At 41.2% G+C, this 14,539-nt stretch carries 14 protein-coding genes; 4 read left to right on the forward strand and 10 right to left on the reverse strand.

The genetic code is table 11. The features are described from left to right. Position 1: 1 nt before the first annotated feature. From D0T85_RS11585 to mnmA, 10 genes are all read right to left on the reverse strand, one after another. The gene (locus D0T85_RS11585; protein WP_163213444.1) at positions 2-1,717 is read right to left on the reverse strand and encodes a beta-ketoacyl synthase; all 1,716 of its coding nucleotides are present in this window, start codon (positions 1,715-1,717) and stop codon (positions 2-4) included. Then, complete coding sequence (locus tag D0T85_RS11590) at positions 1,702-2,148, reverse strand: thioesterase family protein (RefSeq protein ID WP_163213446.1); 447 nt, start codon at positions 2,146-2,148, stop codon at positions 1,702-1,704. The genes D0T85_RS11585 and D0T85_RS11590 overlap by 16 nt, the downstream gene beginning before the upstream one ends. Then, entirely contained in the window at positions 2,145-2,582 is a 438-nt protein-coding gene (locus D0T85_RS11595; protein ID WP_163213448.1) for a hydroxymyristoyl-ACP dehydratase, read from the reverse strand. The genes D0T85_RS11590 and D0T85_RS11595 overlap by 4 nt, the downstream gene beginning before the upstream one ends. Further along, the gene (locus D0T85_RS11600; protein ID WP_163213450.1) at positions 2,579-3,658 is read right to left on the reverse strand and encodes a methyltransferase; all 1,080 of its coding nucleotides are present in this window, start codon (positions 3,656-3,658) and stop codon (positions 2,579-2,581) included. The genes D0T85_RS11595 and D0T85_RS11600 overlap by 4 nt, the downstream gene beginning before the upstream one ends. An 86-nt stretch (positions 3,659-3,744) precedes the next feature. Beyond that, complete coding sequence (locus D0T85_RS11605) at positions 3,745-4,653, reverse strand: acyltransferase (protein WP_370459955.1); 909 nt, start codon at positions 4,651-4,653, stop codon at positions 3,745-3,747. Then, positions 4,650-4,892 carry an acyl carrier protein gene (locus tag D0T85_RS11610; protein ID WP_163213454.1) on the reverse strand — a complete coding sequence of 81 codons (243 nt, stop codon included), beginning with the start codon at positions 4,890-4,892 and terminating at the stop codon, positions 4,650-4,652. The genes D0T85_RS11605 and D0T85_RS11610 overlap by 4 nt, the downstream gene beginning before the upstream one ends. A gap of 30 nt (positions 4,893-4,922) precedes the next feature. Next, positions 4,923-6,143: a beta-ketoacyl synthase gene (locus tag D0T85_RS11615; RefSeq protein WP_163213456.1), complete on the reverse strand. Its 1,221-nt coding sequence runs from the start codon at positions 6,141-6,143 to the stop codon at positions 4,923-4,925. Continuing rightward, positions 6,140-7,651 (reverse strand): histidine ammonia-lyase, encoded by a 1,512-nt coding sequence (hutH, locus tag D0T85_RS11620; protein ID WP_163213458.1) that lies wholly within the window; start codon positions 7,649-7,651, stop codon positions 6,140-6,142. The genes D0T85_RS11615 and hutH overlap by 4 nt, the downstream gene beginning before the upstream one ends. Positions 7,652-7,728: 77 nt before the next feature. Next, entirely contained in the window at positions 7,729-9,084 is a 1,356-nt protein-coding gene (locus D0T85_RS11625) for a S8 family serine peptidase (protein ID WP_163213464.1), read from the reverse strand. Next, the gene (mnmA, locus tag D0T85_RS11630; protein ID WP_163213466.1) at positions 9,081-10,187 is read right to left on the reverse strand and encodes a tRNA 2-thiouridine(34) synthase MnmA; all 1,107 of its coding nucleotides are present in this window, start codon (positions 10,185-10,187) and stop codon (positions 9,081-9,083) included. Before mnmA ends, D0T85_RS11625 begins: the two co-directional genes overlap by 4 nt. A 136-nt stretch (positions 10,188-10,323) precedes the next feature. Here mnmA and D0T85_RS11635 point away from each other — a divergent pair, with 136 nt between their 5' ends. The 4 genes from D0T85_RS11635 to D0T85_RS11650 all read left to right on the forward strand — a co-directional run bounded on the left by D0T85_RS11635 (position 10,324) and on the right by D0T85_RS11650 (position 14,413). Next, the gene (locus tag D0T85_RS11635) at positions 10,324-10,578 is read left to right on the forward strand and encodes a hypothetical protein (RefSeq protein ID WP_163213468.1); all 255 of its coding nucleotides are present in this window, start codon (positions 10,324-10,326) and stop codon (positions 10,576-10,578) included. Next, entirely contained in the window at positions 10,569-10,883 is a 315-nt protein-coding gene (locus D0T85_RS11640) for a type II toxin-antitoxin system RelE/ParE family toxin (RefSeq protein WP_163213470.1), read from the forward strand. The genes D0T85_RS11635 and D0T85_RS11640 overlap by 10 nt, the downstream gene beginning before the upstream one ends. A 242-nt stretch (positions 10,884-11,125) precedes the next feature. Beyond that, entirely contained in the window at positions 11,126-12,595 is a 1,470-nt protein-coding gene (locus tag D0T85_RS11645) for an MFS transporter (protein WP_163213472.1), read from the forward strand. A gap of 273 nt (positions 12,596-12,868) precedes the next feature. Continuing rightward, positions 12,869-14,413 (forward strand): IS1634 family transposase, encoded by a 1,545-nt coding sequence (locus D0T85_RS11650; RefSeq protein ID WP_163213474.1) that lies wholly within the window; start codon positions 12,869-12,871, stop codon positions 14,411-14,413. Positions 14,414-14,539 lie beyond the last annotated feature (126 nt).

The following is a 14,539-nucleotide window of genomic DNA, read 5'->3' on the forward strand; positions in this document are numbered from 1 at the left end:
CTCAACTCTCAACTAATATTAGTTCTGTTTCGTAATTATCTTCCGTTGCATCGCACCAGCCGATGATACAATATTTCAGGTTGGTGCGGTTCATTACCAAGGCAGCATACGCCTTTAGCTCTTCGAAGTTACAGGTTTTATTTATAAAAAAAGTATTCTCACCTTTTATTTTGTTGCTTATGCACATCTGTCCTGTTACAACATTGGGTAATGTAAATACAAATACCGCGGGGCTGGCATTGAGGTCGCCTTTATCATCAATAATATGTTGATGAACGGCATCGGTACATAACGATGCATTTGCATTAGCCATTACAATGCCCATTTCTTCCGGTTGAAACGCTATATCTTTCAATAAATACAGTGAAGCCACAGTACCCATTTTGCAAAATTCGCTTAACTGGTAGAACTTTAGGTTATTACCACCAGTTGCCTTGTATGCCTGCCGCATAAAACCAGCGAGATTATCTTCGCTTTGCAGAAGTATTTCGTTGTTCTTCCAAAGAATATTGTTTTCTATGCGTACAGATGCTATTGTTTGTACTGCAATAGCTTCCTTCTGCCCAAAATCGGTCTTTGCCGGGGTGAGCGACAAAACAATTGCAGCATTGCATCCTCCAAAGCCCGAAGCCGTTTTAACACAGGCATTAACAACAGATTTTGTATGGGTTGATGATACCTGCAAGGGCACTGAAACACCCGGCTGATTGAAGTTATATGTGCCAAAGATGGTTTCTTCCTTCATTCCGCGTGCTGTGATGATGGTTTCAATAACACCCGAAGCCCCTAATGTGTGCCCGAAATAAGATTTCAAACTATTGACTGGTACATGTAAGCTGGCCAGATGCATGGCTTTGGCTTCCATTTCATCGTTATACACAGTTGCGGTTCCATGTGCATTAACCATACCTATGGAATCGGCAGTAACTCCTGCGTCGTTCATGGCCTGACTGATTGCCAGATGTAATCCATCGCCCGTACGGGATGGCCCTGATAGATGATTGGCATCGTTACTGATTGCTCCGCCGGTAAGTAGAATATCGTTGGCAGAGGCATTGGCCGATAACAGGATGGTGCCACAGCCCTCTCCCAGATTTAATCCGTCGCGTTCGGCATCGTAAGGACGGCAAATTTGTTTACTTACCGATTTGAACGAGGCAAATCCGCTGGTTATGAAGTGCGAAAGTACATCGACTCCCGTTACCACAACCTGTTTATAACGACCGCTTTCAATCCATCTTTTGGCTACAATTAAAGCAGAAACACCCGAGATACAGGCATTCGATAGGATATGGTAATCGTTGCTTCCAAAATAGCCGGCTATTCTTTCGCCCATTTTCCAGAGCGAAACATCGGCCTCGCAATAATTGCTGTTGTGCCTTAATAATTCAATGTTACCTTTGGTAGAGGCGAATATCAACCCGCATGCGGGGTCGTTAAGCTTGATGCCCGATTGCTTTACCACATCACTGATAGATAGAATGGCCAACTGTTCGGCACGGGTATAGCTTTGCAGATTAGACTGTTCGGCTTGCTCATTCAGGCGAGATGAATCAACCAAAGCCGCCCATATAGGGAAGTCGGAAACATCATTCACTGCATGAAGCTTGATGCCGCTACAGTAATTGCGGATGGCTTCCAGGTTTTCGTCGGTTGTAAAACCCAACGAACTGATAATATTATCGGCTTTGATATATACGTTTATTCTATTTCCCATTTCTTTCTCCATGCTGTGTAAAAGGCCGGATTCAGTAATTCCAGTTCGTTGTTTTCTCTGTTAAGAAATACCTGAATGGTGCTTCCGGTAGCAACAATAGATTCATCGGAGGCTTTGCGGATGATATAATCGAACATAATTTTGGCGGCATTGGTGTTGATATAGCGGGTTTCAACAATAGCCTCTTCGCCAACTGTAAGTGGTTGTTTGTACTGGCAGGTTAAGTCAACAATGGGTATTACGTAACCTTTGTTGTAAACATCCATATACTCCAGCCCAAAATGACGACCGAACGACTCGCGTCCATCTTCAAAATACCGGATATATTCGCCGTGCCATACAATGTGCATGGCATCTACTTCGCTGAAACGTACTTTTATCGTTGTTCTGTCTACCAGTGCAGCCGGTCTTTGTTCTTTTTTTCTTTTCATGCTTCTGGTTTCAGGAATATTTTCATCCGGCACTCGGCTATGGGTTTATCGCCACATGTTACTTGGGCCGAAATAAGTGTTATTTCAAATACTTCCTGTATAATATTTATCTCTGTGTAAAGTTCTTCGCCGGCAAGAGGAAGGTTGTGTATCTTCAATTTATCTACAGACCCAATAAAGCCTAGAGGTACCTTTTCGCCTTTTACGGTATACACATAACCCACACGGGCAGCTGCCGATTGTGCTATGTGCTCAATAATACCTGTTTCCTGAAATACACCTTCATCGCAAAACAGATTGTTTGGTTGAATGGTAAGGGCCGAGTATGACTTCCCGTCTTTAATTCCGTAGAATTTATCAATCATAACAATCGGGTCGCGTTGCGGCAACAATTTCAGTATACCTTCGCCGGTAATCATCGTATTTTCGTTCATTGTTTTATTATGCATTGCATGATGCTGTGGCCAAGGCCCAGTCCATCGTATATGTTTTCTATCTCCAATCCGGCTTTTTCTACACACTTCCGCATATCGTTAGAGTGGTACATTTTACTGTTTCCGTTGGCCAGCGCTGTAAAGTAGATACTTATTTGTGTGAGACAGTAGGCTGCTGTTTCAAACTTCTGCCTGTCCCAGAAGGTTTCCATAATATAAAGTTTGCTTCCTTCTTCCATTGATTGTGCGGCGCGGGCAAGGATGCTTGTTACCTCTTCTTCGGAGAAACAATCGAGGAACTGACTCATCCAGATAGCTTCAAAGCCTTTAGGGAAAGGTACAGATTCATCTAACAGATTGGCACCGTGTCCGTGTATGCGTTCGCTTCCGGGTTTATCTTTTACCTGTTCTTTCATTAATTGCAGTTGTTGAGGCAAATCCATGATGGTTACTTCAACTTGCTGATTGTACTCTACACACTTCATGGCCCATCTTCCGGTATTGCCTCCTACATCGAGCAAGGTATGGGGGCGATTGGAAAACACAATTTCGAGTGCCTGATTGAATGAACAGTCGGAATAGAAATGATCGAAGCCAAACCAACTTTTCTGCACTTGTTCCGGCAGACTGGAAAGTCCTTCGTATATGGTGGGCCAGTTGCCAAACACTTTCAATCCTTCGGGTTTGCCGTTGAGTAGTGCTTCTTCCAGATTGAAGAGTCCCAGGTAATTTACATCGTGGTTAAAGTCCATGTTTACTTTGGCCATTGGGTCGTTAATTAAAAACCATCCGGCTTTAGCCAGCATAAAACGGTCTTCTTTTATGAATATGGTTCCAATAGTAAGCGAGGACTCGAGCAATACCTGAACGGCGTAATTGCTTAGTCCGGTTTTTTCACGTATTTCTTCTTGTGTAAGACCATCGCGGTTATCGGCAAGCAGATTCAGAATGCCGAACTTAACCATTAGCCGTGATACCTGAAATACGATAGGGCCAAAGGCGATTTCCTGTGCCAGGCGTTGTGCCTGCAAGGCGGTGTGTTGTTCTTTAGCGTATTTTTGTTTAAGTGATTCCATGTTCTTTTTATTTTTTTGAACCGCAGAGTTACGCAGATTAACGCAGAGTTTCTATGTTATTTATAACTTTTAATTAAAACTCTGCGTTAATCTGCGTAACTCTGCGGTTCAAATGTATTCCAAAACGAATAATAATTAAACCACTGTTCCGGATATTGTTTTACTATCTGCTCCAATGCCCGGACATACTGTTCCAATAACATCTGTTCCGGTTTCTTATCTTTAGTTCTTTCTATTTTTTGCGAAACAACAAAATGAAAATGATACTTACGTCCTTTCTCGCGCATGGCAAAGTAAAATACCACAGGAACCTTCATCCGTGCAGCCAGTAGAAACGGGCCCGATGGGAATCTAGCTTCTCTCCCCATGAAAGTAGTTTGCATCACTCTTTCTGCTCCCACATAACGATCGCCCTGAAAGCATACATACTCTTTTCTGTCAAGGGCTTCGGTTATTTTAAATACATGTGCCAGATCGTCCTGGTTGACGGGAATAAACTTATAGTCTTTTTCAATACCGTTTTTTTCGAGCACTTGTTTTATCTTTTTGTGCTCGGCATCATAAAGTACAATGTTTATCTTCTTTCCGTATTTGTCGAAGAAAGGAGCGCCAACCTCCCAGTTGCCCACATGGGCACCTATCATTATTACTCCCTGCTCACTATCCAGTATGTCCAGAAACTCTTTGTAGTTGCTGAATTCAAATTGGTACTTACCCGACATTCCGCTGGTGATGGCAAACCTGTCGATCAATATCTGTCCTAACCGGTAATAGTTACGAAACAGCATTCCAATGGAACGCAACCGGTTTAATCCTAAAATCTGTCGGGAATATTGCCAGGTGCTACGGGTAGCTTTAGGGGCAAAGGGAATAAAGTAAACAATAACCAAGCAAAGAAAACCATAAGCGGCGGTAATACCCAGATATTTTATCATACCGATAAAAAAAAGATATCCGAATGTACCACCCCGGGTTTTCCCTTTCCAGTTCATTATTTGGTTCTTTCAATCACAAGGTTATAAAAATCGCCGAAGGTTTTAATGTTAGCAAAATCCGGTCCGGTAACATCAAAGCCAAAATTACGTTCAACCAGCACTACCATATCAACCAAGTCCAAGCTATCCAGTTCCAGTGTTTGCATTAAGGGTGCATCCGGTTGAATCAGATCGATATCTACTTCAAACTCTTCTGCCAGTGTAGTTCTTATCTTCTCAATTATTTCCTCGTTTGTCATTATTGTGCTCTATTTTTATATAAATTATCATTATTTCATTTTACGGATAATCAAGGTCGAATTGGTTCCGCCAAAGCCAAACGAGTTCGACAAAAAGGTATCAAAGGAAGTATCAACCCTTGTTACCGGGATATTCAGTTCGGCCGAAGCTTCATCGGCTTCTTCCAGATTTAGATTAGGAGCAATAAAGTTATTCTGCATCATCAAGGTAGAATATACAACTTCGCTGGCACCGGCCATCCACATTTCGTGCCCGGTCATCGACTTGGTAGAAGTTACATAAGGATGATGTTTGCTGAATACCTCTGCAATGGCTTTTGCTTCATTCATATCGCCTATAGGGGTTGAAGTAGCATGTGCATTGATGTATCCAACCTCTTCCGGACGGATACCAGCCTCTTTTATTGCCATCAATAAGGAACGTTTTGGCCCGTCGACATTGGGCACTGAGATATGATCGCCATTGGATGAGAATCCGTAACCGATTATTTCGGCCAGAATAGGTGCTCCCCTCTTTATAGCCGACTCATAGCTTTCTACAACCAAACTGGCTGCTCCGCCGCTGGGTACCAGTCCGTCGCGGTTTTTATCGAAAGGGCGTGATGCTTTTTCCGGCTCATTTTCTCTTTTAGAGAATGCTCCTAAGCCATCGAAACTACCAACTGAATACAGGTTGACCTCCTGTGCGCCACCGCAAAGAATACAGTCTTGCAATCCGGCTTTTATCAGCACATAGGCCATACCAATGGCGTGCGAACCGCTGGCACATGCACCAGCTATGGTAAAATTGATTCCTTTAAGTTTGAATATCACCGAAAGATTCATGGTAACAGTTGAGTCCATTGACTGGAACACCGAACCAGAACCTACCAGAACAGTCTTTTTCTTCTCACGGATAATGTCTACTGCAGTGATTGTAGGTTCGGCCGAACTGTCATTGCCATACAGGATACCTACTTCATTTTCTTCGAGGAACTTCTCGTCGATACCCGCATTATTGAAAGCCTCTAAGGTAGCCATGTAAGCATATTCGCCTTGTTCGGCCAGATAGAGGCGTTTCTTTCTGTCGAGCAGTTTCTTTAAATCCGGGCGGGGCAATATGCCTGTAAGTGCCGACATGTATCCCATTTCTTTCCGGGCAGGGTCAATTCCAATACCCGATTTACCATTATATAAGGATTTTGTTACTTCATCCAGGTTGGTTCCAATACAAGAGTATATCCCCATACCTGTAATTACCACCCTTCTCATCGTCGCAAATAATTAATCATCAGTTCAACTTTGGGATACAAAACAGTGTCTTCCTTAAATGCCGGAAAGAATTGGCGTATTTCATTATAAACCTGTTGGCTTTGAGGGCTCAGTTTATCCTGGCATTGCAGGTAATCAATAGCCTGTACCAGCCCCATATATTGTATAGCCATTACCTGAAACGAATTGTCGATCACTCTTTTGGTTAACAAAGCCGAGTTGGTTCCCATACTCACAATATCCTGATTGTCGTTGTTGTTGGGGATGCTATGCACATACATCGGATTCGACAAGGTTTGGCACTCGGCAGTTGTAGAGGTAGCAGTAAACTGTGCTGCTTGCAATCCGTAGTTCAATCCCAACACGCCCAGATTTACAAAAGGTGGTAATACCTCGTTAATACGATCGTGGAACAGATAATTAATCTGCCGTTCGCACAACATGGTAAGTTTGGTGATTGCTATTTTCAGCTTATCCATTTCAAAGGATACGTAATCGCCATGGAAGTTACCCCCGTGATATATGTTTTGGGTTTCGGGGTCGATAATCGGATTATCGCAGGCCGAGTTTATTTCGTTGATAAGAACTTTCTCTGCATTTTCCAGTTCATCGTATATGGGCCCCAATATCTGAGGAACACACCGCAGTGAGTAATAGGGCTGTACTCTGTATTTGAAAATCTTCTCGTTGTTACCGTTATATAATTCTATTTCGCGCTGTTTTACGCATTGGCTTCCTTCAATCCAATCGCGCATCATGCTGGCTATAACTTGCTGTCCATCATGATGTTTGGCTGTGTTGAGTGCTTCGGCCATGAAGTCATCATACGATGAGGCTATTTCGTTCATCATTGTTGATGCAGCAACCGATTTCCATAGCAATGAGCGGGCATGTATCAGGTTTACAATACCTATCCCCGTCATTACCGAGGTTCCGTTGGTAATGGAAAGTCCTTCGCGTATGTGCATGGAGAAGGGTTTAAGGTTGTTTTCCTTCATCACTTCGGCAGTGTTGCGTCTTTCTCCTTTATAGAAAACTTCACCTTCGCCTATCAGTGTCAATGCTATGTGTGCCAATTGTACCAGGTCGCCACTTGCGCCTACACTACCATGTTCGGGTATTACCGGATAAATTTCACGGTTAACAAATTCAATCAGCAGGTTAACCAGTTCGGGATGCACCCCTGATTTTGCTTGCAGAAAGGTATAGATACGAGCCACCATTGCAGCACGCACATAGATTTCGTCCAAGGGCTTACCCGCTCCTGTAGCGTGACTACGGATAATGTTGTATTGTAGTTCGGTAAGTGATTTGTCGTCAATACGGTACTGTGCCATCGGCCCGAAACCAGTATTGATTCCATATATTATTTTATCACTTGAGAATGTTTTAAGGAAATTGTAGCATGCGGAAACTTCGTCGAGAGACTCTTTGTCAATGACAAGAGTCTCTTTTTGGAATATTATACTGTATAACGAGTCTAAATCGATTGTCTTACTTAGTACCATGTATATGCATTTTTCATAAATGACTCGCAAAAATAATGATTTTCTGTGAGATATTGATTAAACTCAAAACTGATTACTCAAAACTGATTGCTTTCATACGCTTTCCACATATCTGGAATGCCATATCCGTAGATGTTATCCGGAAACTCTGTCCGGTCGGCCGAGTTGCGAACTAGTTCTATAATTTGTTTGGCTGTAAGATTAGGCAATGCTTGCCATAAACAAGTAACCATTCCGCACATAATTGGCGAAGAAAATGAAGTACCATTTGCCATAGAAGGTTGGCCATTGGTTCCGATGATATCGGAGTACACTCCTACAGCTACCACATCGGGCTTCACTCTGTTATCAGTGGTGTTTCCGATAGAAGAGAATGGAGCTAATTGAAGATTCTTACCTACTGCCCCCACTGTTATTACATTATCGGCATCGCCCGGAGGAGTAATCTTTTTCCACGAACCCATTCCTGCATTACCGGCGCTACAAACTAAAATCATACCCTTATCGGCAATGCGCGATGCCTGGCGCGACATTAAAGCATGCTGTCCGTTGAGGTTTCTATATTTATAATCTTTTGTTTTATCATCGAAAGCATAATAACCCAGTGAGGTGTTTATTACATCTACTCCTACACTATCGGCAAATTCAACTGCGGCTGCCCAATAATCCTGTTCAACAAGGTGCTCGGAGTATTCATCTTCGGTACGAAGAAGCCAGTACGATGCTTCGGGAGCAGTACCTACCATAATATGCGGTTTGTTCATTCCCATACAAGAAAGTACACCAAGTCCGTGACTGCTTTCGGCATAAATGTCGGCTGCCGGATTCACAAAGTCTTTAGTGCCCAGAATCCGTATGTTATCCATGGCTGCCATCCGGTCTACATTATGAAATCCGGCATCGGTAACAGCAATCGTCATTCCTTCGCCTTTAAATCCGGCTTCGTGTAGCTTGTTGCCATTGCTCACCTCAATCTGTCGGTAGGCAGCACCGTACCAGTTTTCCAGTTCAACAGTTTTGTTTTCTATAGAGTCGCGCTTGGTAGACATTTGGGGTTTTGAAAGATCGGGCGATATCCATACTTTTTCCACTTCGCGCACAAAAGGCAATAGGGCTATGGCATCTATTTTGGTTGAGTCGTTACAAGATACGGTAACAAAGTTCTCCCACTTACCTGTAACAACTATCTTTACGCCTTGCTTACGAATGGCATCAACATAAGATGCACATACTGGTAAGTCGGTTGAGTCAATTGCTAGTTGTTGTTTAGCCCGTCGCTGAATAGCTTTCTCGGAAAGAAAATCCTGTGGACGTTTTAATGAATATGTGGTTGCAGCTTTGTCTTTCAAACTTATGCGATACTTTAAAGTATCCTGTTGAGCATTAACCGTCATTGCAGAAAAGGCCAGAAGGGCCAGAAGTAATTTTTTCATAAAGATGTATTATTAGTTTTAATTTTATCTGTCATCTCATTAATTATTAGGCCGATACCTCTTTGGGAAGCTATAAATGCCCCTCCCAACACTCGTCTCCCATCGTAAAACACAGCCGACTGTCCGGGAGTTATGGCAGAGGCCTCTTCTTTGAAATGTACCAGCATCCGGCCATCTTCTAATGGGTATGCGCTACATGGAATAGGTTTGCTTCTGTAGCGAATACGAACATTGAGTGTGTTACATGCAAAGAACTCTTGTTCATTAATAATGTTGGGCTGTTCAATAAGCATATATTCTGCTATCAGCTGGTCGGCATCACCCAACATTACTGTGTTTTTCTGTGGGTTAATTTTTAACACATAAGCCGGTTTACCCAAAGCAATTTCCAACCCTTTGCGTTGCCCAATGGTATAATAGGGGTATCCTTTGTGGTAGCCCAGTTTTACACCTTCCTGGTTTACAAACCAGCCTTCTCCTATTTCGTTATCTATTTCCGGATATTGCTCTTTTAAGAAATTCCGGTAGTCTCCTTTAATGAAGCATACTTCCATGCTTTCGCCTTCACTGGCTTTGGCTTCAAAACCTTTTTCGCGAAGATACTCGCGCACCTGTGGTTTGGTATATGTTGCAAGCGGAAACATACAGCGCCGTAAAACATCCTGGCTTAACCTCCAAAGAAAATAAGATTGATCTTTTTTTTCATCCTCACCGGCAACAATATAGATATAACCATCACGCTCTTCCAGCCTCGAGTAGTGACCGGTTGCTATCCAGGCACAATCCAGTTTATCTGCCCATTCGGCCAGAATGCGAAATTTAAAAAGGGGGTTACACATCACACACGGGTTGGGAGTTCGTCCGCTGCGATATTCGTCAATGAAGTTTTTTATAATAGTTTCTTTAAAGGGGGTACGTTCATCAATAATGTAATGTTTAATACCAATTCTATCGGCAAGTGCTTTGGCGTCATCAGGGGCTTCACCCCATACCTGCATGGTGAGTCCGATTACTTCGTATCCTTTTTCTTGTAACATTAAACAAGTGGCCGAACTGTCTATTCCTCCACTCATACCCACTAATACCCGCTTGTTTTGTTTCATTAAATCTTATATATAGACTATTAAACTACAAAAATACATATTCTGTGGAGATTTTCGGGAGGAAGTAAAATAAAAAACAATTTAACTCTAACCCAAACAAAATAATATTATTTTTGTAGTAAAATAAAAAACAGTTATGAAAACAATCACTTTTGATGAAAATACTGAAGCTGGTCGTACATTAATGAGTATGATACGCAATATGAAAGCATCTGTACGTAAAACAATACATGTTGCTGATGAAGTGGTGAAAATCTCAGGACTTCCTTATACTAAAGAAGAAAGAATAGAGTCTTTGCAAAGAGCTGAAGAAGACATTGCTACAGGTCGTGTATCTTCGAATGAAGATGTTATGATGCGTATAAAAGAAAAAATCCAAGGATGGAAATAGTTTGGACTAATGAAGCTGAATTTCAGTTGCAAACTATAATTGACTATTATCTTGAAGTAGCAAGCACGCAAGTAGTAGAAAAACTAGTTGCTAAAATAACAAATGCTGTAACCCGTTTATCTTCTTTTCCACACATTGGACATATTGAGCATTATTTAGAAGGATTGCCTTTTAAGTATTATTCATTTGTAGCTCATCCTAATTATAAGATAATTTATCGAATTCAAAACACTACTATATATATAACCGGCATATGGGATTGTCGGCAAGATCCTTATCGGATGGCTTCGAAAGTTGGAAACTAATCTCAACAATCAAAAAATACATACTATTTCATTTTACACAAATACTGCGTTCATTATTAAAGTGTCAATTGAGGGTTATTGTGTGCGATAACAGTGTAATAAATGCATTTTCTTGTTGTTTTATTGGAAATAACCACAAAAATTACATTTGGTACATCAAAAAAAACAATATTTCCCTTTGAGATTCCGTTAGATTATGTATTTTTGACCCAAATTAATTAAGTAATATTAAATCTATCAGCATGAATGCAGTAAAGAAGACTACAGAGAAAATGACAAATTACAGATGGACAATCTGTGCGATGCTCTTTTTCGCAACCACAATCAACTACCTGGACAGACAGGTTTTATCACTTACCTGGGACGAATTTATCAAACCGGAATTTCACTGGAATGAAGAACATTACGGAAACATTACTGCCGTTTTTTCTATTGTATATGCAATATGTATGTTATTTGCCGGTCGCTTTATAGACTGGATGGGTAGCAAAAAAGGTTTCCTTTGGGCTATTGGTGTATGGTCGGTTGGTGCTTGTTTGCACGCACTTTGTGGTGTTGTAACCGAAGCTTGGGTAGGTTTGGGAAGCGCTGCCGAATTAGCTAAGGCTACAGGCGATGTTGCTGTAGTAATCTCAACCGTTAGTATGTATTGTTTTATTGCTGCACGTTGTGTGCTTGCATTGGGAGAAGCTGGAAACTTCCCGGCAGCCATTAAAGTTACAGCCGAGTATTTCCCTAAAAAGGACAGAGCATTTGCTACATCTATTTTTAATTCGGGTGCTTCGATTGGTGCACTTGCCGCTCCATTAACTATACCTATACTAGCTAAACACTGGGGATGGGAAATGGCATTTATTGTTATTGGTGCCCTTGGTTTTATCTGGATGGCTTTCTGGGTATTTATGTACGATTCACCAAGAAAGAGCAAACATGTAAATGCTGCCGAAATAGAATATATTGAACAAGATAAAGACGAAGCATCACAAGAAACTACTGTTGAGGAAACTGAAGAGAAAAAAATGCCTTTCTGGCAATGTTTCTCATACAAACAAACTTGGGCGTTTGCTTTTGGTAAATTTATGACCGATGGTGTTTGGTGGTTCTTCCTGTTCTGGATACCTTCTTATTTGAATACACAATTCGAAATCAAAACTTCAGAAGGTTTAGGTATGGCATTAATATTCACACTTTATGCTATTGTAACCATCTTATCTATTTATGGAGGTAAATTGCCTACTATATTTATTAAACGCAGTGGTAGCGATCCTTATGCAGCCCGTATGAAAGCAATGTTGATCTTTGCCTTCTTCCCACTCCTTGTACTGTTTGCACAACCTTTGGGTATTTATTTTGCAGATTGGGGCAAGCATGCTGCTTGGATTCCGGTAATCCTGATTGCTATTGGTTGTTCTGCACACCAAGCTTGGTCGGCAAATATATTCTCAACAGTAGGTGATATGTTCCCGAAATCGGCTATTGCTTCTATTACCGGTATTGGTGGTATGGCTGGTGGTATTGGTTCAATGCTACTGCAAAAAGGTGCAGGTAACCTGTTTGTATATGCCGATGAAGCACAAATGACATTCTTTGGATTTCAAGGTAAACCTGCCGGATACTTTATTGTGTTCTGTATCTGTGCTGTAGCTTATCTTATTGGTTGGGTGGTAATGAAATCGTTAGTGCCTAAATATTCTCCGATTACTATTGATTAAGAAGTAAGATAGGATCTCTTTAAACCCACATTCACTCATTTGCAGGGAAATACTGCATAAAGGTGAATGTGGGTTTTTATATTATATTATCTTTGTGGAACGAATCGTAAAACCGTTGCTATGAACAGAAATGACAATTTTCTCAATCCAATCCTTTCCTGACTTCATCACTTTTTTGTGCCACCACATGGCACTTATTGATAATCAGCCAGTTACCTTAATAGAAAGGGTGGCGCAGGGTGGCGCAAACGAAAAAACATCTATATTTGCGACATGTATGTGCGAAAGAAGAAAAACCGTTCAGGTACAATAAGCGTGGTTGTTGTCAGTAAATCCTCTGGCAGATATAAAGAAATAAAGTGTTTAGGTGCTGTCAATACAGAAGATGAAGCTCAATCATTATGTATTGAAGCTCAAAAATGGATTCATGCTCATGGCGGCCAACAAGAACTTGACTTTGACAACAATAAAGATCGAGAGTTAGAAGAAACTGAGCGTGTAATTAATAACATGGATGCTGTTCTTATTAATGGTACTCAGTTACTTCTTGATCGTATCTATGATGATATTGGATTTAGCCAGATTCCAGATGACATATTACGTCATCTGATTATAGCAAGAGTTTCTCAGCCAGCCAGCAAACTTGCTACCACAGAATACTTGAAGTCGTACTATGATGAAGATATTGACCTGAACAATATCTATCGTTACATGGATAAGCTGTACAACACCCAACAAGAATTAGTGCAGCAAATTAGTGTAGACCACACTCGCAAAATACTTGGTGGTAAAATCGGTTTAATGTTTTACGATGTCACTACCCTGTACTTTGAGACTGCAAAAACAGACGACTTGCGCGAACCTGGTTTTTCGAAAGATGGAAAGACTGCTGAATCGCAAGCTGTTCTGGGGATTCTAGTAAGTGAAGGCGGATACCCTCTATCTTATTCATTGTTTAACGGAAGCCAGTATGAAGGATACACAATGATACCGATGATAGATGATTTTAAACAACGTTTCTCATTAGGTAAGGAGTTTATCATAGTAGCTGATTCCGGATTAATGAACAATACAAATGTAAATTTACTTCGTCAGGCTGGTTATAAATATATTATTGGAGCACGTATTAAAAGTGAGAGTGCACAAGTTAAGAAATGGATATTGGAACAGACACATTGGGAAAACAACTGCTGTCATGAATACAAGCGCAACTACGGAGAACGCTTAATTCTTAGCTATTCTGCCACAAGAGCCAAAAAAGATGCATATAACAGAGAACGAGGTATTGCCCGTTTACGTAAGGCTTATAAAAGCGGAAAGCTAACCAAGCAACAAGTAAACAAACGGGGCTACAACAAGTTTCTTGAGATCAGCAAGGATGTAGAAGTAATCATTAGTGAAGAGAAGATTGCCCAAGACTGCCAATGGGATGGTTTAAAGGGATATATCACAAACACAGACATGGAAGCAGATAAAGTCATAGCCGAATATAATGGATTATGGGTTGTTGAAAGAGCCTTCCGGATTTCGAAAGGGACATTAGAGATGCGTCCAATGTTTCATTTTACAGAACGCAGAATTGAAGCCCATGTCTGTATATGTTTCGTTGCTTATAAAGTATATAAGGAGTTAGAACGACTCATAAAGGAAAAAAAGATCCCTTTGAGTGTTGATAAAGTATTGGATATAGCTAAGACTGTTACAACGATTAGAGTAAAAATGCCGGAAAATGGGAGATTCTATACAAAGACATTGTTCCTAACAGACAGACATCGTGCAATACAGCCGTTGTTCGACCTGATAGACCAAAGAAAATAATCAGGGTGGCGCATTGACGAAGTCAGGAGGTGCAGGTAACCTGTTTGTATATGCCGATGAAGCACAAATGACATTCTTTGGATTTCAAGGTAAACCTGCCGGATACTTTATTGTGTTCTGTATCTG

It is taken from the genome of Bacteroides sp. 519, from assembly GCF_010500955.1.
Lineage (GTDB): Bacteria > Bacteroidota > Bacteroidia > Bacteroidales > Bacteroidaceae > Bacteroides.

What these genes read in the sequence shown, in the direction of transcription:
- D0T85_RS11585 (WP_163213444.1), bottom strand. Translation starts at nt 1,717, where the DNA reads ATGGGAAATAGAATAAACGTATATATCAAAGCCGATAATATTATCAGT.
- D0T85_RS11590 (WP_163213446.1), bottom strand. Translation starts at nt 2,148, where the DNA reads ATGAAAAGAAAAAAAGAACAAAGACCGGCTGCACTGGTAGACAGAACA.
- D0T85_RS11595 (WP_163213448.1), bottom strand. Translation starts at nt 2,582, where the DNA reads ATGAACGAAAATACGATGATTACCGGCGAAGGTATACTGAAATTGTTG.
- D0T85_RS11600 (WP_163213450.1), bottom strand. Translation starts at nt 3,658, where the DNA reads ATGGAATCACTTAAACAAAAATACGCTAAAGAACAACACACCGCCTTG.
- D0T85_RS11610 (WP_163213454.1), bottom strand. Translation starts at nt 4,892, where the DNA reads ATGACAAACGAGGAAATAATTGAGAAGATAAGAACTACACTGGCAGAA.
- D0T85_RS11615 (WP_163213456.1), bottom strand. Translation starts at nt 6,143, where the DNA reads ATGAGAAGGGTGGTAATTACAGGTATGGGGATATACTCTTGTATTGGA.
- hutH (WP_163213458.1), bottom strand. Translation starts at nt 7,651, where the DNA reads ATGGTACTAAGTAAGACAATCGATTTAGACTCGTTATACAGTATAATA.
- D0T85_RS11625 (WP_163213464.1), bottom strand. Translation starts at nt 9,084, where the DNA reads ATGAAAAAATTACTTCTGGCCCTTCTGGCCTTTTCTGCAATGACGGTT.
- mnmA (WP_163213466.1), bottom strand. Translation starts at nt 10,187, where the DNA reads ATGAAACAAAACAAGCGGGTATTAGTGGGTATGAGTGGAGGAATAGAC.
- D0T85_RS11635 (WP_163213468.1), top strand. Translation starts at nt 10,324, where the DNA reads ATGAAAACAATCACTTTTGATGAAAATACTGAAGCTGGTCGTACATTA.
- D0T85_RS11640 (WP_163213470.1), top strand. Translation starts at nt 10,569, where the DNA reads ATGGAAATAGTTTGGACTAATGAAGCTGAATTTCAGTTGCAAACTATA.
- D0T85_RS11645 (WP_163213472.1), top strand. Translation starts at nt 11,126, where the DNA reads ATGAATGCAGTAAAGAAGACTACAGAGAAAATGACAAATTACAGATGG.
- D0T85_RS11650 (WP_163213474.1), top strand. Translation starts at nt 12,869, where the DNA reads ATGTATGTGCGAAAGAAGAAAAACCGTTCAGGTACAATAAGCGTGGTT.